The following is an 18,843-nucleotide window of genomic DNA, read 5'->3' on the forward strand; positions in this document are numbered from 1 at the left end:
TCCGGTTAGCCCCCGTGCACGCGATCAAGGGCGGCAAGGAGTGACCAGTGAAGACCGACCTGACGACGCCACAGGGCATCTTCGGCATGCCGCAGCACCTGACGGTGCCGATCTATCAGCGCCCATACGTCTGGAACGAGGAAGAGCAGTGGGCTCCTCTGTGGGCCGACATCCGTCGTATCACCGAGCATCGGCTCGACAGCCCCGGAGTATCCGCGAAGCACTTCCTCGGCGCCGTCGTCACGCAGGATGCCGAGGCCGGCCCGGTCGGCGTGCAGGAGTTCCACATCGTCGACGGGCAGCAGCGCCTCACGACGCTTCAGATCGCGCTCGATGCCGCAGCTGCCGCGTTCCAGCAACGCGATGCCTCAGCGCTCGCGGCACGGCTCACTTTTCTCACGCACAACGACGCGATGTTCGCCGGACACGATGACTCGCGCCTCAAGCTCCGCCACACCAATCGCGACCGCGCGGCCTTCGATGAGGTGATGCTGGCCGAGCCGCCCATCGACTACGCGCACCTGGATCACGGAGACTCTCTCATCGCGCGAGCGCACGAGTACTTCACCTCGCACATCGGCGCATGGCTCGACGCCGACCCCGAGAACATCACGGCTCGCGCGGATGCCCTCGCGATGTCGTTGCAGCACTCCCTCGAACTCGTGATCATCCGTCTCGCTCCGGATGAGGACTCGCAGGAGATCTTCGAGACCCTCAACGCCCGTGGTACTCCGCTCACGGCGGCGGATCTGATCAAGAACTACGTCTTCCAGCGCCTGAAGGCAGAGGGCCAGGACACGATCGAGGCGTATCGCCGCTGGCCGTTCGAGACCAAGTTCTGGGAGGCAGAAGTCAGCGTGGGTCGCTTTGCGACTACGCGCAGCGCCCTGTTTCTCGGCCAATGGCTCGTCTCTCAGGTCGGCAAGGAGATCAGCCCGAGGTCGACGTTCGCGCGGTTCAAGTTCTTCACCGAGCACGAGGCCGGGCGCTCCATGTCCGCCCTTCTCGATCTCATCACCGCACAGGCCGCGACGTATCAGCAGTTGACCGAGATCGCGGCGGACTCGCACGCCGATCTCGATCGCGCCGCGCTGCACTTGTACCGCATGAGCGTCGCTCAGGTCGAGATGACCAAGCCGATCATCCTGTGGCTGACCTCACCCGAGACCTCGTATCGTCCGACCACCGTCGCAGCTGTGATCGACGCCGTCGAGAGCTGGATCATCCGACGCCGCCTGCTTCGCCTTCAAAGCAGCGACCTCGGGCGCGTGGCGGCCGAGATGATCGCGGCGGTGCGCGGAGCGTCGGACGCCGACGTCGTGGATCGCGTGCAGCACTACCTCACCAGTCTGCAATCCGCGAGCACATACTGGCCGGGCGACGAGGAGCTCCGGTCGACGCTGCGCTCGATGCACTTCTATCGGCGGTTCTCCCAGCCGATGCAGCGCATGCTGCTGCAGGCAGTCGAGGACTGGTACCGCGGCTACACCTCGAGCGGACCGTCCAAGACCGGCATCCGGATCCATCGCGACAAGCACCAGGTCGAGCACATTCTGCCGCGCAGCTGGCGCGCCCACTGGCCGGTGATGGATGCCGCAGCCGAAGCCGAGCGCGACGATGTCGTGCACCGGCTCGGCAACCTCACCCTGCTGACCGGATCGCTGAACGCCTCCGTCTCGAACGGCGCGTGGCTCGGCAAGGACGGGAAGCGCGCTGCGCTCGAGCGCCACGATGCCTTCCTGATGAACCGGCCGATCGTCACGTCCTCCGCGGACGGATGGGACGAGGCGTCCATCGCGCGGCGGACGGACGAACTGATCGATGCACTGCTGTCGACGTGGCCCGTTCCTGCGGGCCACGAAGGCAAGACGGTAGATCGCGTCGTGCGTTTCAGCAAGGCGACGACGTCGTACGCGAATCTGGTCGACGCGGGTCTGCTCGCGGTCGGCACCGCGCTGGTCTGCATGGATGGCCGCTGGCCAGACGCATGCGGAACGGTTCTTGCCGGCGGCCAGATGCTCTACGACGGGAAGACATACAGCTCTCCGGCAGCGGCGGCGCGGGTAGTACGCGGCGGACGCAGCGGTAACGCCTGGTACTTCTGGAAAGTCGAGGGAGGACCGTCGCTCAACGATCTGCGGGAGCAATTGCTGCAGCAGGGCTGACGCGCTGAGTCGATAACAGGCTTCTCCCGGGGTTTGCCAGATCGGCTCCCGGGCCACACCGACCTCGGGAGCCGCTGGTCAACGCATCCGGATCCCACGCATCAGCCCATCCACCACAGCATCCACCCGCTTCTCATCGAGCGGCCTGCCAAGCAGCGCGGCGTACGACGACATCGCGATGAACTGGTCGGCGACGGCCGCGGCATCCACGTCCGCGCGAACCTCGCCGGCGGCCTGCGCCGCCGTCAGCCGCGCGACGATCTGCTCGATGATCGGCCCAGCGAGCTTCGCGTTGAGGGCGGCGCCAAGCTCGGCATCCGTCGCGGTCACCGCGATCAGCGCCCGCGCGACCTCGACGCTCGTCCCGTGTCCGGCCTGAACGGACATGGCCGAGAACCAGGCGCGGAGATCCGCCGCCAGATCGTCCGTGACCGGCAGCGAAGGCATCGGCAGCGCGCCCTCGAGCAGCGCCTCCCCGAGGATCTCCGCCTTCGACGGCCACCAGCGGTAGATCGTCTGCTTCGACACCTCGGCCTCGGCGGCGAGGCCCTCGATCGTGACGGCGGCGTACCCGTCCGCGGCGAGCGCGGCACGCATCGCCGCCAGAACCGACTGGCGGGCTTTCTCACTGCGAGGACGAGGCATCCACTGAGCGTATCGAGGCGTACACTGATCCATAACGAGACGCACCGTCGCGAAACGATCTGCAGGAGGAACCATGGCACTGACCGCACACTCCACCATCGGCGAATGGCTCGAAGACCCCACAGGTGGCGAGCTCGTCCGCGGAATCCTCGCCCAGTCCGGCGCCGACCCCGAATCCCTCACCCCCGTACTCGGCCTGCCGCTGCAGCAGCTCGTCACCCTCAGCCAGGGCGCCATGCCGCAGTCCGTCGTCGACGACCTCGTCCGTGCCGCGAACGGCGGCGAGATCCCCGAGGACGCCGAGGCGGCCGGCTGGACGGAGCAGGTCACCCCCGGACGCTTCGCCGGCAAGACCGTGATCGTCACGGGGGCGGCATCCGGCATCGGCAAGGCGACGGCATCCCGCATCGCCCGCGAAGGCGGACGCGTCATCGCGTCCGACATCGCCGCCGACAAACTGGATGCCTTGAAGAGCGAGCTTCCCGACATCATCACCGTCGCCGGCGACCTCACCCGGCAGGATGCGATCGACGCCGTGCTCGCCGCCGCCGGCGACCGCATCGACGGGCTCGCCAACGTCGCCGGAATCAACGACGACTTCTCGCCCGCGGGCGAGACGACGGATGCCGTGTGGGACCGCGTCATCGCCATCAACCTCACCGCCCCGTTCAAGCTCATGCGCGCCGTGCTTCCGCTCATGGAGAAGGCCGGCCGCGGGTCGATCCTCAACGTCTCGAGCGAAGCCGGCCTGCGCGGCAACGCGTCCGGCAACGCCTACACGGCGAGCAAGCACGGCATCATCGGCGTCACGAAGTCCGCGGCGTTCATGTACGGGCCGAAGGGAATCCGCGTGAACTCCGTCGCTCCGGGCGGCGTGGCCACCGGCATCCCGATGCCGCCTCAGATGTCCGAGGCGGGGTCTGCGCGACTGGCGCCGTTCCAGCAGGCGATCCCGACCGTCGCGACGGCCGAGCACCTGGCGGCGTCGATCACGTTCCTGTTGAGCGATGACGCCGTGAACATCAACGGTGCGGTGCTCGCGTCAGACGGCGGGTGGTCGGTGCAGTAGGGCGCATCAACCGCGCTACCGTCTTGGTATGCCTGCCGTCCCCGAGTACGAGGTCGAGTTAGGCTGGAAGGAGCAGGTCTTCTACTGGGAGGGAGATCGAGGACTGTATCTCGACGTCGGCTGGGGTGTGAAGCCCTACGTGACGTACTTCCCCAGCGCCGAACGATGGCGGGAGGTCGCTCCCGACTGGGCCATGGATAAGCGCGAGCTCGTGCTGCAGCGGCTCATCGACCACGGACCCGTGCACCGCGTCGAGGAGACGGACGTCGACAGCTATCCGATCGGCGTCACCCGCTGAGGCACCGAGATCGGTGCAGGAGACAACCGGAACGTCGGAGACCATCGGTAACCTCCGACGCATGGCGCGCAAACAAGAGCGGATGCAGAACGCAAAGCGTGCGCGCGCGGTAGGCCGAAGCCAGCGCGAGGCCGAGCTCTACGAGACGCCCTCCGGCGAAAACCACCGCGAAGAGACGTACCCGACGGATCTCATCTGCGGATGTCGAATCGTGCAGCGCTTGATCTACGCGGACTTCGCGCTGATCTACTTCGCGATCGTCTGGGCGAAACGAGTAGACCTCGACGGGTGGGAAGAGCAATACTCCTGCGACACAGGTCACGGCTACTTTTATGAGCACGTAACGGGTCATCGCAAGCCCCATGATTCCCGGAATCTACGGCCCTTGTACTCCCAAGTCGACGTGCAAGAATGTTTCGACCGGGGCTACGACCTGGTTCAGGATCGCCACGATCAGAACTGCGGGGGTGAACACTGATGGATGTGCGCAATATCGCGACTCGTCGTGTGATGAAGACCGTCGCACGTCGGTCCGCCGTTGAACCCCTGCCTGTGGTTGCTCAGGACGGCACCCGCCCCATCGTGGTGGCGCTCCCTGATGACGACCTCACGGTCGTATTCGAACGCGTCGCAGCATTCGGCGGGCGCGCGAACGTCTTCGTTGCGTTCCCCGACTGGCTGGCGCTGATCGAACTCACCGCTGGAACGGGTGCTCAAGAGGCGTCCCCAGTGCAACCCATCCATGAGGCCATCTCGATGGCGATGTACGTGGAATTCCTGAAGCTGCACGACAGTCCCGTCACCGTCACACTCTCCGCCTCAGAGCGCGCGACCGCCCGACACGGTCTCCATCAGGTCGCCTACGCGTTCTGAGCGTCGAAAAGAGGTCGGTTGGTCAATGCAGACATCGCATGAGCCATTCGACGGCGAGTTCGGGTTCGGCACTTGGCTCGCCGAAGCCTTCGCGGGAAGCGGCGCCCCCACGCTCGCCCCACGCGTGGAGCTGCCGGAACCGCTCTCGTTCGCCGACGACGCTTGATGGATTGATGCTTCCAACACGTCGCCCTGACTGAATGTGATCAGTCACCGTGAGCGATCGCCCACCCGAACGTCCGACCCCGGTGCGACAATCTCTCCATGAAGCTCTCGGAGCTCGTCGACACCACGCGCGAGGTCGCGGCGACCACGTCGCGCCTGGCGAAGATCGACGCGCTCGCTCGTTTGCTGCGGGATGCTGCGCCCGACGAGCTGCCGGCCCTCATCGGGTTGCTGCTCGCCTCGCCGCGGCAGGGGCGCCTCGGCGTCGGTTGGCGCGGTATCGCAGCGCTGGAGGTCACGCACGCGACCGACGCGACCCTGACGATCGCAGACGTCGACCGAGCGCTCGATGAGCTCGCGCACGCCTCCGGCGCCGGATCCGCCGGCGCGCGATCAGAGACGCTGCGTGCTCTCGCGAGCGCAGCCACGGCGGACGAGTGGGACTTCCTCGCCCGCGCCATGCTCGGCGAGCTCCGCACCGGGGCGCTCGGCGGTGTCCTGCTGGACGCGATCGCGAAAGCATCCGATCGTCCGCCTGCAACCGTGCGACGGGCGGCGATGCTGTCCGGCGACCTCGGCACCACCGCGGTCCTCGCCTTGACCAGAACACCCGAGGACCTCGAGAACGTCGGTCTCGAGGTGATGCGTCCCGTCCTCCCCATGCTCGCCGGCACCGCCGCGACAACGACCGCCGCACTGGAGCTCACCGGCGAAGCATCCGTCGAATACAAGCTCGACGGCGCCCGCATCCAGGTGCACCGCCACGGCGACGACGTCGGCGTCTACACCCGCAGCCTCGCCGACATCACCCATCGCGTGCCCGAGATCGTCGACATCGTGCGCGCCCTGCCCGCCCACGACCTCATCCTCGACGGCGAGACGCTCGCGCTCGACGAAGACGGCGGACCGCGCCCGTTCCAAGAGACCATGTCGCGCTTCGGCGCCGACGTCTCGCGCGAGATCGCGCTGCGCCCCTGGTTCTTCGACGTGCTCCACGTCGACGGACGCGACCTGCTCGACGAGCCCCTCTCGACGCGGCTCGAAGAGCTCGACCGCGTCGCCGGCGAGTGGCGGATGCCAGGAACCGTCACCGCCGATCCGGATGCTGCGGAAGAGCTCTCCCGCGAAGCCCTTGCCGCCGGACACGAGGGCGTGCTCGTCAAGGCGATCGACTCTGCCTATACAGCCGGGCGTCGCGGAAAATCCTGGATCAAGGTCAAGCCGGTCCTCACGTACGACCTCGTCGTGCTCGGCGCCGAATGGGGATCAGGGCGGCGACGCGGCAAGCTCTCGAACCTGCATCTCGGCGCGCGCGACCCGTCGGGGGAGTTCGGCGAGCCGGGCGCCTTCGTCATGGTCGGCAAGACCTTCAAGGGGCTCACCGATGCGCTGCTGGAGTGGCAGACGTCGACGTTCCCCGAGTACGAGACCTCGCGGTCCGACTACGCGGTGCTCCTGCGACCCGAGCTCGTCGTCGAGATCGCGATCGACGGCGTGCAGCGCTCGCCCCGCTACCCCGGCGGCATCGCCCTGCGCTTCGCCCGCGTCAAGGGCTACCGGCCCGACAAGACCGCCGCCGAGGCCGACACGATCCAGACGCTGCGGGGGTTGCTGCGGGAGTGAGCACCCGTTTCCGACCCCGCGCCTACCGTCGGCCTCATGTCTCATGAACCCCTCGACCATTTCAGTCTAGAGAGATAGACTGAACCGATGACCACGTACGACGCGACCGCCACTCGCGAAGGCAAGTGGTGGATGGTGAGCATCCCCGCAATCGACGGTCTCACCCAAGCCCGCCGACTCAGCGAGGCGACCGAGATGGCACGCGAATACATTGCTGCGTCGCAGGATCTCCCGCTCGACGATGTGACGGTGAACCTCTCGTTCGATCCCATCGGCAAGGTCCACAACCTCACCGAGCGCGTCGCGACGATCGCCGACGAACGCGCCCGAGCCGCAGAGCTGGAGAGGTCGGCATCACGCCACGCGCGCGAGCTCGCCCATGTTCTGTCCGAGGCCGACGTTCCCGTGCGCGATATCGGCGCCATCCTGCACGTGTCGCATCAACGAGCGCATCAACTGGTCTCTTCGCGCTGACACCGGCCCGCTACTCGCGCGAATATCAGCCCACCAGCATCCGCACGACGACGCCGATCACGCCGATCACGAGCGCGACCACCGCCGGCTGCCACGACACCGCCAGCACCTGCGGGAAAACCTGTGTTCCCGCAGGTGCCATCACGCCGAGGTCACCGTCGAACACCGGTGATCCGAGCGCGTACGACCGCGAGGCGCCCCCAGTTCGAAGCCGGAACCGCCGCGAGCACGATCCCGAGAGCCGGCATTACCGACGCCCGCGAAGTCAGCCACAGTCCGAGCTGCGCGAACAGGATGCCGACGGCCACCCCGCCCAGCACCCCACCGAAGTAGAGCACCTGGCGCGCGTCCGCCGAACCGTCCCCGACGCCGAGGCCGCCGGCAAGCACCACGAACGCCTGAACCGACACCATCCCGTGCACGAGCAGCACTCCCAGCGCCGCGGCGCCGGTTCGCGGCATCCATCGACGGCGCATCAGCCGCATCGCAAGTCCCGCGATCACGCCGCCCATCACGAGCATGGCGAACACATTGATCGCGAAGTACTGGCTCAGCGGCAGCAAGGCGAACGGCATGTCCTCCGGTTCGGTCACCTGGCTGTTCCACGGGTTCTGCAAGGGCAGCCGTAGGCCGTAGGAGAACGCCGGGAACAGCATCACAGCTGCAGCCGCGACCCCGATCAGCAGGGACGGCCAGGATCGCGCGCGCATGGGCGGAGCTCGGGTTCCATGCGGCAAGCGTGGCAGAAGTGCGGGTCAGCCGCATATCCGATCGTAGTTTTCTTCGAATGTCGGTGGCCCTCGCGATACTGGAGACATGACCTTCGCAGCCGAGATCACAGCCCGCGCGACAGCGCTGGTCGCAGTGCTCGGGGCTGACGTCGAGTCGCACGACGTCGCGACTCGCATCGCGCTGCTGAGCGATGCGGATGCCGTCACGCTGGCCGAGACGGCGGCAGCGCTGATGCGCTGCGCCGAGCTCGTGCAGGTGGCGGCCGTCGGGGTGATCGCGACGCGTTCGACACGGGATGCCGGGCACTCGGGCCTCGCGCAGTCGCGCGGGCACCGCACGGCGCTGTCGCTCGTGCAAGAGCTCACGGGCGCGGGCAAGGCGGATGCTGCGCGCAAGGTGCGCGTCGGGGAATCACTGTTGAGCGTGCCCGAGCCAGTGGTCGACGAACTCCTCGGCACTGCAAGCGAGAAGTCTCCGCCGCTGGCATGGGATGCTGCGCTCGGCGCGGCGCTGCTCGCGCAGACGATCACCGCGGCGCAGAACGACGCCATCCGGCAGGGGCTCGGGGAGCCCGTGGTTGCGGAGGGTGCTGATGATTCAGCGGCCGAGGCAGCGGCTGCGGCGTGGACACTCGCGGCAGAGCAACTGATCGCGGAAGCTGTGACGGTGTCGCTGGATGAGCTTCGACAGACCGCCAGGTCCGTGCGGGATCGACTCGACCCGGACGGCGCGCATCGCCGTTTCCTGGAGAGGTTCGAGCGCCGAAGCGTCCGGCTGTGGATGGATGCCGACGGCAACCGGCGCGGCTCGTTCCTCTTCGACGACGAGGGCTGGCTGCTGGCGCAGACGATGCGCGACAATGCTCTGCGCCCGCGGCGCGGCGGGCCGCGTTTCGTCGACTCAGCGGAGCGCGAACGCGCCGCCGACCTCACCGCCGACGAGCGGACCAATGACCAGCTCACGTACGACCTGTTTCTCGATGTTCTGAGGGCCGGAACCCTGGCAGACGCCGAGACGGTGTTCGGCACTCGGCAGGCCGGCGTCAGGCTCGTGCGCGTCGTCGACGCGACGACATCGCACACCGAGGATGGCCTGACGACTCTGCCCGCCGCTGTCGCCGATCAGCACGCCTGCGACAGCGGCTACGTCCCGGTCACGGTCGACGGATGCGGCAACCCTCTCGATGTCGGTCGCGAGCAGCGCCTGTTCACGACACGACAGCGCATCGGGCTCGCCCTGCGCGACGGCGGCTGCATGTGGCGAGGGTGCGACCGGCCGTCGTCGTACTGTGAATCGCACCACATCGACGAATGGAGTGCGGACGGTGGGCGGACCGACATCGATCGCGGGATCCTGCTGTGCCGGTTTCATCATATGAACCTGCATCACCACGGGTGGCGGATCACACGCGACGGGAAAAGCAACTTCGCTCTCCATCCACCCGGTGACAGGTTGGGCGAAAAGGCGATCATTCTGCAAAGGCCCCTTCCGCTCACATATGCGTGGGCGGGGATCGATCCGCCGCCGCGAAGATTCCGCCCGGCAGGGTGAGCCGTGGCTGGCGGGGCGTGAACGCGTCGTCGACGTTGCCGTGCGGCCGGCCAGGTGGCGCGAATGGTCGCCCCGGCCGTCCTGAGACAGCACAACGCGACACCTCGCGACCGGAATCGGGTTCAGCATCCGACGCAGGTGACGCAATGCGTCGCCTTCCGTGCGCCGAGGCAGCACAACGCGACACCTCGCGTGAGACTGTGGATGCGGCATCCGTGGCATCCGGCACCAGCACACCCCGGAGCCGAGACTGGTAACGTTCCCTCATCGGAGCGGGAGGCAGGGCATGAGCGCACGGGCACACCGCCCGACCATCAAAGAGGTCGCGCAGCACGCCGGCGTGAGCCCGATGACCGTCTCGCGAACTCTCTCCGGCGGACTCAACGTCAAACCCGACGTGCAGGAACGCGTCCTCGCGGCCGTCGCCGAACTCGGCTATCACCGCAACGAGAACGCTCGCAGCATCCGCCCCGGCCACTCCAGCGGACTCATCGGCGTCGCCATCACCAACATCGCCAACCCGTACTACAGCACCTTCGCGCTCGGCGTCGAAGAGGAGGCGGCGCTCACCGGCCGGCGCATCCTGCTCGGCAACACGTCCGAGGATGCCGCACGCGAGAACGCCCTTGTCAGCGACTTCCTCGGGCGCCGAGTCGAGGGGCTCATCGTCGTCCCGGCGAGCACCGACCCCGATCATCTCGCCGCCTCGCAGGCTCAGGGCGTCCCGGTCGTGCAGGCATCGCGCCGCATCGACGGACTGGATGCCGACAGCGTCGTCCTCGCCGACGACGACGGAGCCCACCGCGGCACAGCGGCGCTGCTCGACTCCGGCCACACCCGCATCGGCTACCTCGGTAACACGCTCTCGATCTTCACCGGGCAGCGTCGGCACGCCGGATTCATCCGGGCACTCGAGGAGCGCGGCATCGCGATCGACCCGGCCCTCATCGCCGCAGGGCAGCAGACCGTCGACCAGGCCCGCGAGGCCACCCGCGCCTTGCTGCGGATGAAGAACCCGCCGACAGCCCTCTTCTGCGCCAACAACCGCAACGCCATCGGTGCGCTCAAAGAGATCAGCCGTCAGCTCGGCGCCGGGCTCAAGCCCGCGTCGGCATACCCGGAGATCATGAGCTTCGACGACTTCGAGCTCGCTGAGCTCTCGCCGGTGCCGATCAGCGTCATCGATCACGACCCGCGGGAACTCGGGCGCACGGCCGCGCGCCTGCTCCTGGACCGATTGGATGCCGAAGGCGACGGCGGCGCGACGCGTGAAGTCGAGCTGCCCGTGCAGTTGCGGATGCACCTGCGGTAGACGGGCGGAAAGGTGTTGACACCCCTTGCAGGTGTTGGTAACGTTACCAATCAATCAGATGGGAGTGTGGCGATGGAGCTGTGCATCGACTTCGGTGGCACCGAGATCAAGCTCGCCGTCATCGAGGGCGCCAGCATCCTGGCATCCGACCGCATCTCGGTCACCGGCACCACCGCCGATCTCGACGCCGCCGTCGCAGCATCCCGCGCGCTCATCGAGCGCACCGGCGCCCCGACCGCGGTCGGCATCGCCGTCCCGGGCGTCGTCGACCCGGCATCCGGCCGCATGCTGCACGCCAACGACAAGTACGGCTTCCTGAACGACTTCGACCTGCGGGGTTGGGCACACCGCGAATTCGGTCTCCCTTCCGTCATAGAGAACGATGCCCGCGCAGCCCTCATCGGCGAGACCTCCACCGGCTCGGCATCCGGCGAGCGCGACGCCGTGCTCATCACGCTCGGCACCGGCATCGGCACCGCCGCCATGATCGACGGCATCCCGCTGCGCGGCGTCACCGGGCATGCCGGCATCCTCGGCGGCCACACCACCGTCGACATCCACGGGCCTGTGTGCCCGTGCGGGAACGTCGGGTGCGGGGAAGCGCTGGCGTCGAGTTGGGCGTTGCAGGGGAGTGCCCCTCACCCTTCGACAGGCTCAGGGATCGGCACGGTCAAGGACCTGTTCGCCTCCGACGCCCACGCCGAGACCCGCGACGCATTCCTCCGGGTCTGGGGCGCGACCGTCGTCACCCTCTGCCACATGTACGACCCGAGCGTCGTCATCCTCTCCGGCGGCATCCTGCGCGCCGGCGACGCCGTCCGCACCCCGATCGAGACCTACGTGCGCGAGCACCTCTGGCCGTCCATGACCGCCCCGCGCTTCGTCGTGCCGCCCGAGCCCGAATACTCCGTCGCCCGCGGACTCAGCGTCCTCGCCCACCAGAACCACCAGGAGAACCCGTGACCGAGTCCAGGCAGCCGATCAGCGACATGCACGAGGGGCACACCCAGCGCGGCCGCTACGACACGCAGCCCACCGTGCCCCTCCCCGCCGGCGAGCGCATCCTCCGCGGCGCACCCGCGTGGCAGAAGGCGGCCGAGAACACGAAGATCCTCCTCGTCGACACCTACCCCGGCGTCGACGTCCCGGCCCTCACCGCACAGATCAGCGCGGCGCTCCCCGACTGGACGATCGTCGACGTCGAGGATGCCGCCCGCCCCGTCGCCGAGATCGAGCAGCTCATCGCGCCGAACCTCACCGACGACCGCGTCTTCGGCGTCATGAGCCACTTCACCCTCACCGACTTCTACGACGCCGGAAAGCTCGACGAGCTCGCCGGCCGTGTCACCGACCACACGATCGTGGTCGGCTGGGGGGCTGGACTCCTGGCGGGCCTCATCCACGACACCGCCACGGTGCTCGTCGACATGGCCCGCTGGGAGATCCAGCTGCGGCAGCGCGCCGGCGCCACCAACTGGCGCGCCGACAACGCCGACGAGGACAACCTGCGCAAGTACAAGCGCGGATTCTTCGTCGAGTGGCGCGGCGCCGACCGCCACAAGCGCTCCCTCTTCGACACCGTCGACTTCGTCCTCGACGGCAACGCCATCGCCCCCGCCGAGCCGCACCCCGACTCGCCGGAGGCCGGCATGATCACGGGCGACGCGTTCCGCGCGGCCCTGCAGGATGCCGCCACCCGCCCGTTCCGCGTCGTGCCGTTCTTCGACCCCGGTATATGGGGCGGCCAGTGGATGAAGTCGCTCATCGGCCTCGACCCCTCCAAGGACAACTACGCCTGGTGCTTCGACTGCGTCCCCGAGGAGAACTCGCTGCTGCTCGAGGCCGAAGAAGGCGGCGTCATCGAGATCCCGTCCCTCGACCTCGTCTTCGCGCAGCCCGTCGACCTGCTTGGCGCCAAGACGTTCTCGCGGTTCGGGGCGGAGTTCCCGATCCGCTTCGACTTCCTCGACACCATGGACGGCGGCAACCTCAGCCTGCAGGTGCATCCGCTCACCGACTACATCCAGAACACGTTCGGGATGCCGTACACGCAGGACGAGAGCTACTACCTGCTGGATGCCGGTGACGACGCGGTCGTCTACCTCGGCACGAAGAACGGCATCGACCAGGATGCGATGCTCGCCGACCTCGCCACCGCGCAGCAGGGCGAGACGCCCTTCCCCGCCGAGAAGTACATCAACTCCTACCTGGCCCGCAAGCACGACCACTTCGCGATCCCCTCGGGCACGATCCACTGCTCCGGCGCGAACTCGATGGTGCTCGAGATCTCGGCCACGCCCTTCATCTTCACGTTCAAGCTGTGGGACTGGGGCCGCGTCGGGCTCGACGGCATCCCGCGCCCCGTGCATCTCGACCACGGCGCCCGCAACATCCAGTGGGACCGCGACACCGACTGGGTGAACGAGAACCTCATCGGCCAGGTCGAAGAGATCAGCCGCGACGGCGACACGATCGAGGAGCGCACGGGCCTGCACGAACTCGAGTTCATCGAGACGCGCCGGCACTGGTTCACCACCGGCGCCGACCACGACACCGACGGCACGGTCAACGTCCTCAACCTCGTCGAGGGCGATGAGGCCCGCGTGATCAGCCCCACCGGCGCGTTCGACCCGTTCGTCATCCACTACGCGGAGACCTTCATCATCCCGGCATCCGTCGGGGCCTACCGGATCGAGCGCACCGAGCACACCCGCAGCGAGCGCCTCGCCACCCTCAAGGCGTACGTCAGAGGATCCCGCACGAGCGACGACTGAATCCCGAAACACCGACAACAGCATGAACAAAGGAGTTCCCATGATCTCGCGACGCAAGATCGCCATCACCGTCACCGGCCTGGTCCTGGCCGGAGCAGCCCTGGCCGGCTGCTCCGGCGGGTCCGGCGGAACGGGCGGCGGTGGAGAGACCACCGGCACGCTCAACTTCTACACGGACAAGGCCGCGTGGAAGCCCGACTTCGAATCCCTCAACGAGACGAGCTCGGCCGACGTCGACATCGACCTGAAGACGACCGGCTACTCGGACGCCAATCAGTACGACGCGTTCATCAAGCAGTCCTTCCGCACGAACAAGTCCCCAGGCCTGTTCACCTGGCACACCGGCCAGTCGCTCAAGGAGCTCGTCGACGAGGGCCTGATCGCCGAGACCACCGACATCTGGTCCAAGGCGATCGACGAGGGCTGGGTGAGCGAGGACCTCGCCAAGGGGTACACGTTCGACGGCAAGCAGTACTGCGTGCCGATGAACATCGCCTACTGGATCATGTTCTACAACAAGGCCGCGTTCGCCGACAACGGCATCGAGGTGCCCACCACCTGGGATGAGCTGAACACCGCAGCGGAGACCCTGAAGGATGCCGGCGTCACCCCGTACTACCAGACGAGCACGCTGTTCACGTTCCAGTGGTTCCAGCACCTCGTCGCCTCGACCGACCCCGAGCTCTACCAGGGGCTCACGACCGGCGAGGTCAAGTACACCGACCCCGAGATCGTCGACGTCATGAACCTGTGGCTCGACGAGCAGAAGGACGGCTGGTTCAGCGACCCGGGCAGCACGACCGACCCGGCCGTCGCGCTCAAGCAGGGCGACTTCGCGATGATCAACTTCGGCACGTTCTTCGCCGGCAACCTCGCCGGCGCCGGCATGAGCGCCGACGACTACGGCATGTTCGCCATCCCGGCCGTCAACGGCGACCTCGACAAGACGCCGGTCGCCGTCGAGTCCGGCCCGATCTGCGTGGCCGAGAGCTCGTCGCAGAAGGATCTCGGACTCGCCTACTCCGAGTGGTGGATGTCGGACGGCGCGCAGACCGCCTGGAACGCCGCCCACGGCGACGTCGCGTTCAACCCGAAGGCCGAGGTCGCCGACCCCGCCCTCGCCGAGCTCGGCACCGAGATCGCCGGAGACGACTACCAGCTCTACGACCGCTTCTTCGAGGCGATGCCGACCGAGATCGTCACGACGGCGATCGAGCAGTTCGGCGCGTTCAATGCCAACCCGGGCGACCCGATGCCGTTCCTGGAGAAGATCCAGGCCACGGCTGACAAGTACTGGGCAGAGCAGGAGTAACGCCGCCGATGGCGCATCAGAAGACGCCGTACCAGTGGTCCGCCCGGGGCTTCGTGGCCCCGGGCGTGCTGCTCATCGCGGTTCTGCTCTACCTGCCGCTGCTGTGGACGGTCTACCTCAGCTTCACCGACTACAACGGCCTCGGCAGTCCCGACTGGATCGGCCTCGACAACTACGTCGAGATGTTCACCGACGGCGACTTCCTCGCCTCGTCCCTGAACACGGTGCTCTGGGTCGTCGGAACGCTCATCATCCCGGTCGGGATCGGACTCGCGGTGGCGCTGCTCACCTGGAACCTCGGCGGCGGACTCTGGCTGCGCCTGCCCTTCCTCATCCCCTACGCGCTCTCCGGCATCGGGGTCGGCGTGGTGTGGTCGTTCATCCTGTCGTCCGGCGGTGCGCTCGATCAGGCGCTCGCCCTGTTCGGCATCATGGATCCGCCTCGGTGGCTTCTGGATGCTCCGCTGAACACGGTCGTCATGATCATCGCCGCCGCGTGGCAGGGCGTCGGCGTCAACGCGCTGCTGTTCACGATCGGCCTGCAGGCCATCCCGAAGGAGCCGCTCGAGGCCGCCCGCATCGACGGCGCGAACGGCATCCGCCTGTTCACGAGCATCCTGTGGCCGATGCTACGCCCGCTCACCGCCGTGGTCGTCGGACTCTCGATCGTCGCGAGCCTGAAGACCTTCGACATCGTCTGGGGTATGACCAAGGGCGGCCCCGGAACCGTCTCGGAGACCCTGGCGCTGACGATGTACAAGGAGACCTTCGTCAACAGCGACTACGGACTCGGCTCCGCGATCGCCGTGTTCCTGACCGTCATCACGCTCGTCGCCTCGGTGACGTATCTGCGCCAGCAGCTGTCGCCGAAGAAGGAGTTCTGACATGAAGACCCTCCGCTACGGCATCCTCGTGATCCTCGGCCTCATCTGGCTGATGCCCGCCTACCTGCTCGTCGTCAATGCCGCCAAGGATCCGCTCACCTTCACCTCGAAGGAGTCGTGGATCCCGACCGACTTCCACCTGTTCGAGAACTTCGCAGCGGCCTTCGAGCTCTCGGGCCTGGGCAGCAGCATCGTCAGCACGCTGATCTACTCGATCGTCTCGCCCACGATCGCCGTGCTCATCGGTGCAGCCGCCGGGTACGCGATCGTCGCCCTTCGGCTCAAGCACGGATTCACCTGGTTCGTCGTGATCTTCGGCGGATCGGTGTTCCCGCTGCAGATGATCCTGCTGCCGCTGTTCGACGCATATTCCCGCACCGGCATGTTCGACACCCGGGTGGGCATGGTCATCATCTACACGGTCATCTCGATCCCGTTCTCCGCCTTCGTCATGCGCAACTTCTTCACCGGGGTCGCGCACTCGACGTTCGAGGCGGCCGTGCTTGACGGCGCCACGACCTGGCAGATCTTCACCCGCATGTACCTGCCGATGGCATCCAGCGCGCTCGTGGCGATCTTCATCCTGCAGGCCACGTTCATCTGGAACGACCTGCTGCTGGGTCTGACCCTCAGCCAGTCCGACGACATCCGGCCGATCGTGACGACTCTGTCGGGCATGCAGAGCACGTACGGCGGAGCTCAGATGTCGACCGTGCTCGCTGCGGCCGTGATCGTCTCGCTGCCGACCGTCGTTCTGTTCCTGTGCACGCAGAAGTTCTTCAACAAGGGTCTGGCCCTCGGCCAGTACTGAAAGGAACCTCTTGTCCGCTCTCATCCCCACCGTCGACGACCTCGCGGCCGACCCGATCACGCACCACTTCGACGACATGATCGCGCCGGCGGGCCTCACGAACATGCTCGGCACCGTGCGCGTCGATCACGACCTCACCGCGCTGTCGGCGGTGCAGTTCCCGCCCGTCTCGCAGGGGCTGACGCAGACCGCCGTGCTCTTCGTCGACGGGCGCCTGTTCGCCTCGTACGGTGTGCCGGTCACGCACGAGTGGCGGCCCGACCGGGTGGTGCGGCGCGCGACGCTCGGCGATCTCGACATCGAGACGACGACGGTGTGCGTGCCTGGGTCGATGGCCGTCGCGATCGACATCGTCGTGTCGTCGGCGACCACGCGCACGGTGACCATCGGCCTGTCGGCCGCAGCGCGCGTGACCAGGTCGGCGTCCGCGTGGATGGATGCCGAATCGCCCTCCGGCACGGATGCCGCGGCGGTCGTGGACAGCACGATCGAGTTCTCCTCGGTGGATGCCGCGGCCTGGAGCGTGCAGGGGCTCGTCGAGGGAGAGGCGGCGCTCAGCGGGGTGGCCGCGCCTTCGCCTGCTGAGCCTGTCGAAGCATTCGAGATCGGCATCGGCGGCAACGGCCGCGGCGGCGACCTCACGGTGGCGCTCGACGTCCCCGCGGGCGGATCGGCCCGCACCGGTTACGTGCACGCGATCGGCACGTCGGCGGATGCCGCGCGCGAGACGTTCGCGCGAGTCGCAGCCGACGTCCCGGGCACCGTCGCGGCGGCCGAGGAGTTCTGGAACCGCCAGCTCACCGCCGCCTTCACCCCGGACGACGACGAGTTCTCCGGTGCGCTTCCCGTGCTCGAGACGGCATCCGCGCCGTTGCGCCGCATCTACTGGTGGGCCGTGCTCGGCGTCATCTGGTTCCGTCGCGACTGGGAGGGCAACGTCCTCGGCCGCTCCTACGACACCCTCATGCCGAACTACTGGGGCACGACGACCTTCATCTGGGATTACAGCCTCAGCTCGGTCAGCCACGCGCTGCTCGACCCGGCCGAGATGCGGAGCCAGATCCGACACTGGATCTCGCTCGACATCCACTCGCACTTCGGAACCTCGTCGCTCACCGGTGGCCCGGTCGGTCGCTGGTACTCGGTCAACGATTACGCCATGATCCGGCTCGTGCACGACTACGTGCGCATCACCGGCGACGTGGGCTTCCTCGCCGAGAAGGTCGGCGAGGCGACGATCGCCGAGTCGGTGCAGGAGTGGGCGACTGCGTGGAAGGCGCTGCGCCACGACACGGATCTCGCCGACTACGGCGAGATCGACAACCTGCTCGAGTGCGTCAGCTCGTACACGCACGAGGTCGCGGGCCTCAACGCCGCGAATGTCTGGAACATGCGGACCGCCGCGTCGCTCATCTCGATGCAGGAGCAGGATGCCGCGGCATCCGCCCTGCGCACCGAGGCCGAAGAGCTGCTGCCGTCCGTCGTCTCGCGCTACCTGCCGGGCCAGGGGATCTTCGCCGCCGGACAGCCGGACGGCACGATGCTGCCCGTGCGGCACTGCTACGACTTCAGCGTCGTCGGCACGACGATCGCCGATAACCTGCCCGAGACGGTGCGCGCCGAGATGGTCAAGTTCTTCCAGCGCGAGCTGCAGACCGACAACTGGATGCGGGCGCTGTCGCCGTGGGATCCGGACGCCAGCTACAGTGTGCGCCCCGACCACCAGTGGAACGGCGCGTACCCGGCATGGCCCGCGGATGCCGGGCGCGCCCTCGCCGCCCTCGGGGCGCCGGGCGTGCTCACGGACTGGATCTCCGGGCTCGCCCGCACGGCGAACCAGGGACCGATGGGGCAGGCGCACTTCGTGGAGGAGGCCGTGCCCGGCATCGGCGGCGGCGCGCGCAAGGCTCCGCCGCAGCTGCCGTACATCACCGACTGGGCGTGCTCGTCCTCGGGGGCGTGGATCGAGCTCGTCATCGAGTCGCTGTTCGGAGTGTCGGTGGCGCTGGACGGCACGGTTACGGCATCCGGATGCGTGGCCGCACTCGACCCGTCGGCGGTCCTCCGCGGCTTCCGCGTCGCCGGCGCAACGTACGACGTCCACGCCGACGGCCAGGTCACGGCATCCCCCTCCCCCTGAAAGAAGCAACATCAC

General features: G+C 67.6%; 19 protein-coding genes. 16 read left to right on the plus strand and 3 right to left on the minus strand.

Annotated elements, in window-relative coordinates; translation table 11 throughout:
• Positions 1 to 47: 47 nt before the first annotated feature.
• Positions 48 to 2,165 (plus strand): GmrSD restriction endonuclease domain-containing protein, encoded by a 2,118-nt coding sequence (locus tag HWX58_RS09400; RefSeq protein ID WP_175987268.1) that lies wholly within the window; start codon positions 48 to 50, stop codon positions 2,163 to 2,165.
• Positions 2,166 to 2,243: 78 nt separating this feature from the next.
• Here HWX58_RS09400 and HWX58_RS09405 read toward each other — a convergent pair whose 3' ends face one another.
• On the minus strand, positions 2,244 to 2,810 hold the full coding sequence (locus HWX58_RS09405) for a TetR/AcrR family transcriptional regulator (RefSeq protein WP_250646182.1): 567 nt from the start codon (positions 2,808 to 2,810) through the stop codon (positions 2,244 to 2,246).
• Positions 2,811 to 2,883: 73 nt separating this feature from the next.
• Here HWX58_RS09405 and HWX58_RS09410 point away from each other — a divergent pair, with 73 nt between their 5' ends.
• The 7 genes from HWX58_RS09410 (at position 2,884) to HWX58_RS09440 (ending at position 7,312) form a co-directional block, all read left to right on the plus strand.
• On the plus strand, positions 2,884 to 3,879 hold the full coding sequence (locus HWX58_RS09410) for an SDR family NAD(P)-dependent oxidoreductase (RefSeq protein WP_175987271.1): 996 nt from the start codon (positions 2,884 to 2,886) through the stop codon (positions 3,877 to 3,879).
• 28 nt (positions 3,880 to 3,907) lie between these two features.
• The gene (locus HWX58_RS09415) at positions 3,908 to 4,177 is read left to right on the plus strand and encodes a hypothetical protein (protein ID WP_175987273.1); all 270 of its coding nucleotides are present in this window, start codon (positions 3,908 to 3,910) and stop codon (positions 4,175 to 4,177) included.
• 61 nt (positions 4,178 to 4,238) lie between these two features.
• Positions 4,239 to 4,655: a hypothetical protein gene (locus tag HWX58_RS09420; RefSeq protein ID WP_175987275.1), complete on the plus strand. Its 417-nt coding sequence runs from the start codon at positions 4,239 to 4,241 to the stop codon at positions 4,653 to 4,655.
• A 32-nt stretch (positions 4,656 to 4,687) separates the two neighbouring features.
• Positions 4,688 to 5,050, plus strand: a complete 363-nt coding sequence (locus tag HWX58_RS09425) for a hypothetical protein (protein ID WP_217702973.1) — start codon at positions 4,688 to 4,690, stop codon at positions 5,048 to 5,050.
• A 25-nt stretch (positions 5,051 to 5,075) separates the two neighbouring features.
• Complete coding sequence (locus HWX58_RS09430) at positions 5,076 to 5,216, plus strand: hypothetical protein (RefSeq protein WP_175987280.1); 141 nt, start codon at positions 5,076 to 5,078, stop codon at positions 5,214 to 5,216.
• 98 nt (positions 5,217 to 5,314) lie between these two features.
• Positions 5,315 to 6,838: an ATP-dependent DNA ligase gene (locus HWX58_RS09435; protein ID WP_175987282.1), complete on the plus strand. Its 1,524-nt coding sequence runs from the start codon at positions 5,315 to 5,317 to the stop codon at positions 6,836 to 6,838.
• A gap of 87 nt (positions 6,839 to 6,925) precedes the next feature.
• Entirely contained in the window at positions 6,926 to 7,312 is a 387-nt protein-coding gene (locus HWX58_RS09440; RefSeq protein WP_175987284.1) for a HicB family toxin-antitoxin system, read from the plus strand.
• 25 nt (positions 7,313 to 7,337) lie between these two features.
• Here HWX58_RS09440 and HWX58_RS09445 read toward each other — a convergent pair whose 3' ends face one another.
• Entirely contained in the window at positions 7,338 to 7,478 is a 141-nt protein-coding gene (locus HWX58_RS09445; RefSeq protein WP_175987286.1) for a hypothetical protein, read from the minus strand.
• Positions 7,465 to 8,022 (minus strand): hypothetical protein, encoded by a 558-nt coding sequence (locus HWX58_RS09450; protein WP_175987288.1) that lies wholly within the window; start codon positions 8,020 to 8,022, stop codon positions 7,465 to 7,467. Before HWX58_RS09450 ends, HWX58_RS09445 begins: the two co-directional genes overlap by 14 nt.
• 106 nt (positions 8,023 to 8,128) lie before the next feature.
• Between HWX58_RS09450 and HWX58_RS09455 the strand changes: the two genes are divergently transcribed.
• From HWX58_RS09455 to HWX58_RS09490, 8 genes are all read left to right on the plus strand, one after another.
• Positions 8,129 to 9,595 carry an HNH endonuclease signature motif containing protein gene (locus HWX58_RS09455; RefSeq protein WP_175987290.1) on the plus strand — a complete coding sequence of 489 codons (1,467 nt, stop codon included), beginning with the start codon at positions 8,129 to 8,131 and terminating at the stop codon, positions 9,593 to 9,595.
• A gap of 286 nt (positions 9,596 to 9,881) precedes the next feature.
• Positions 9,882 to 10,907, plus strand: coding sequence for a LacI family DNA-binding transcriptional regulator (locus HWX58_RS09460; RefSeq protein ID WP_175987292.1), 1,026 nt, complete (start codon positions 9,882 to 9,884; stop codon positions 10,905 to 10,907).
• A 72-nt stretch (positions 10,908 to 10,979) separates the two neighbouring features.
• Complete coding sequence (locus tag HWX58_RS09465; protein ID WP_175987294.1) at positions 10,980 to 11,870, plus strand: ROK family protein; 891 nt, start codon at positions 10,980 to 10,982, stop codon at positions 11,868 to 11,870.
• Positions 11,867 to 13,681, plus strand: a complete 1,815-nt coding sequence (locus HWX58_RS09470; protein WP_250646183.1) for a class I mannose-6-phosphate isomerase — start codon at positions 11,867 to 11,869, stop codon at positions 13,679 to 13,681. Before HWX58_RS09465 ends, HWX58_RS09470 begins: the two co-directional genes overlap by 4 nt.
• A gap of 40 nt (positions 13,682 to 13,721) precedes the next feature.
• Positions 13,722 to 14,993, plus strand: coding sequence for an ABC transporter substrate-binding protein (locus HWX58_RS09475; RefSeq protein ID WP_175987296.1), 1,272 nt, complete (start codon positions 13,722 to 13,724; stop codon positions 14,991 to 14,993).
• Positions 14,994 to 15,001: 8 nt separating this feature from the next.
• The gene (locus HWX58_RS09480) at positions 15,002 to 15,877 is read left to right on the plus strand and encodes a carbohydrate ABC transporter permease (RefSeq protein ID WP_175987298.1); all 876 of its coding nucleotides are present in this window, start codon (positions 15,002 to 15,004) and stop codon (positions 15,875 to 15,877) included.
• Between the two features lies 1 nt (position 15,878).
• Positions 15,879 to 16,688 (plus strand): carbohydrate ABC transporter permease, encoded by an 810-nt coding sequence (locus HWX58_RS09485; protein ID WP_175987300.1) that lies wholly within the window; start codon positions 15,879 to 15,881, stop codon positions 16,686 to 16,688.
• Between the two features lie 10 nt (positions 16,689 to 16,698).
• Complete coding sequence (locus tag HWX58_RS09490; protein WP_175987302.1) at positions 16,699 to 18,828, plus strand: glucosidase family protein; 2,130 nt, start codon at positions 16,699 to 16,701, stop codon at positions 18,826 to 18,828.
• The last annotated feature ends 15 nt before the right edge of the window (positions 18,829 to 18,843 follow it).

It is taken from the genome of Microbacterium tenebrionis, from assembly GCF_903645325.1.
GTDB lineage: Bacteria > Actinomycetota > Actinomycetes > Actinomycetales > Microbacteriaceae > Microbacterium > Microbacterium tenebrionis.

Excerpts from the sequence above, each read along its gene's own strand:
- HWX58_RS09405 (WP_250646182.1), bottom strand. The coding sequence starts at position 2,810 with ATGCCTCGTCCTCGCAGTGAGAAAGCCCGCCAGTCGGTTCTGGCGGCG.
- HWX58_RS09410 (WP_175987271.1), top strand. The coding sequence starts at position 2,884 with ATGGCACTGACCGCACACTCCACCATCGGCGAATGGCTCGAAGACCCC.
- HWX58_RS09415 (WP_175987273.1), top strand. The coding sequence starts at position 3,908 with ATGCCTGCCGTCCCCGAGTACGAGGTCGAGTTAGGCTGGAAGGAGCAG.
- HWX58_RS09420 (WP_175987275.1), top strand. The coding sequence starts at position 4,239 with ATGGCGCGCAAACAAGAGCGGATGCAGAACGCAAAGCGTGCGCGCGCG.
- HWX58_RS09425 (WP_217702973.1), top strand. The coding sequence starts at position 4,688 with ATGAAGACCGTCGCACGTCGGTCCGCCGTTGAACCCCTGCCTGTGGTT.
- HWX58_RS09430 (WP_175987280.1), top strand. The coding sequence starts at position 5,076 with ATGCAGACATCGCATGAGCCATTCGACGGCGAGTTCGGGTTCGGCACT.
- HWX58_RS09435 (WP_175987282.1), top strand. The coding sequence starts at position 5,315 with ATGAAGCTCTCGGAGCTCGTCGACACCACGCGCGAGGTCGCGGCGACC.
- HWX58_RS09440 (WP_175987284.1), top strand. The coding sequence starts at position 6,926 with ATGACCACGTACGACGCGACCGCCACTCGCGAAGGCAAGTGGTGGATG.
- HWX58_RS09450 (WP_175987288.1), bottom strand. The coding sequence starts at position 8,022 with ATGCGCGCGCGATCCTGGCCGTCCCTGCTGATCGGGGTCGCGGCTGCA.
- HWX58_RS09455 (WP_175987290.1), top strand. The coding sequence starts at position 8,129 with ATGACCTTCGCAGCCGAGATCACAGCCCGCGCGACAGCGCTGGTCGCA.
- HWX58_RS09460 (WP_175987292.1), top strand. The coding sequence starts at position 9,882 with ATGAGCGCACGGGCACACCGCCCGACCATCAAAGAGGTCGCGCAGCAC.
- HWX58_RS09465 (WP_175987294.1), top strand. The coding sequence starts at position 10,980 with ATGGAGCTGTGCATCGACTTCGGTGGCACCGAGATCAAGCTCGCCGTC.
- HWX58_RS09475 (WP_175987296.1), top strand. The coding sequence starts at position 13,722 with ATGATCTCGCGACGCAAGATCGCCATCACCGTCACCGGCCTGGTCCTG.
- HWX58_RS09480 (WP_175987298.1), top strand. The coding sequence starts at position 15,002 with ATGGCGCATCAGAAGACGCCGTACCAGTGGTCCGCCCGGGGCTTCGTG.
- HWX58_RS09485 (WP_175987300.1), top strand. The coding sequence starts at position 15,879 with ATGAAGACCCTCCGCTACGGCATCCTCGTGATCCTCGGCCTCATCTGG.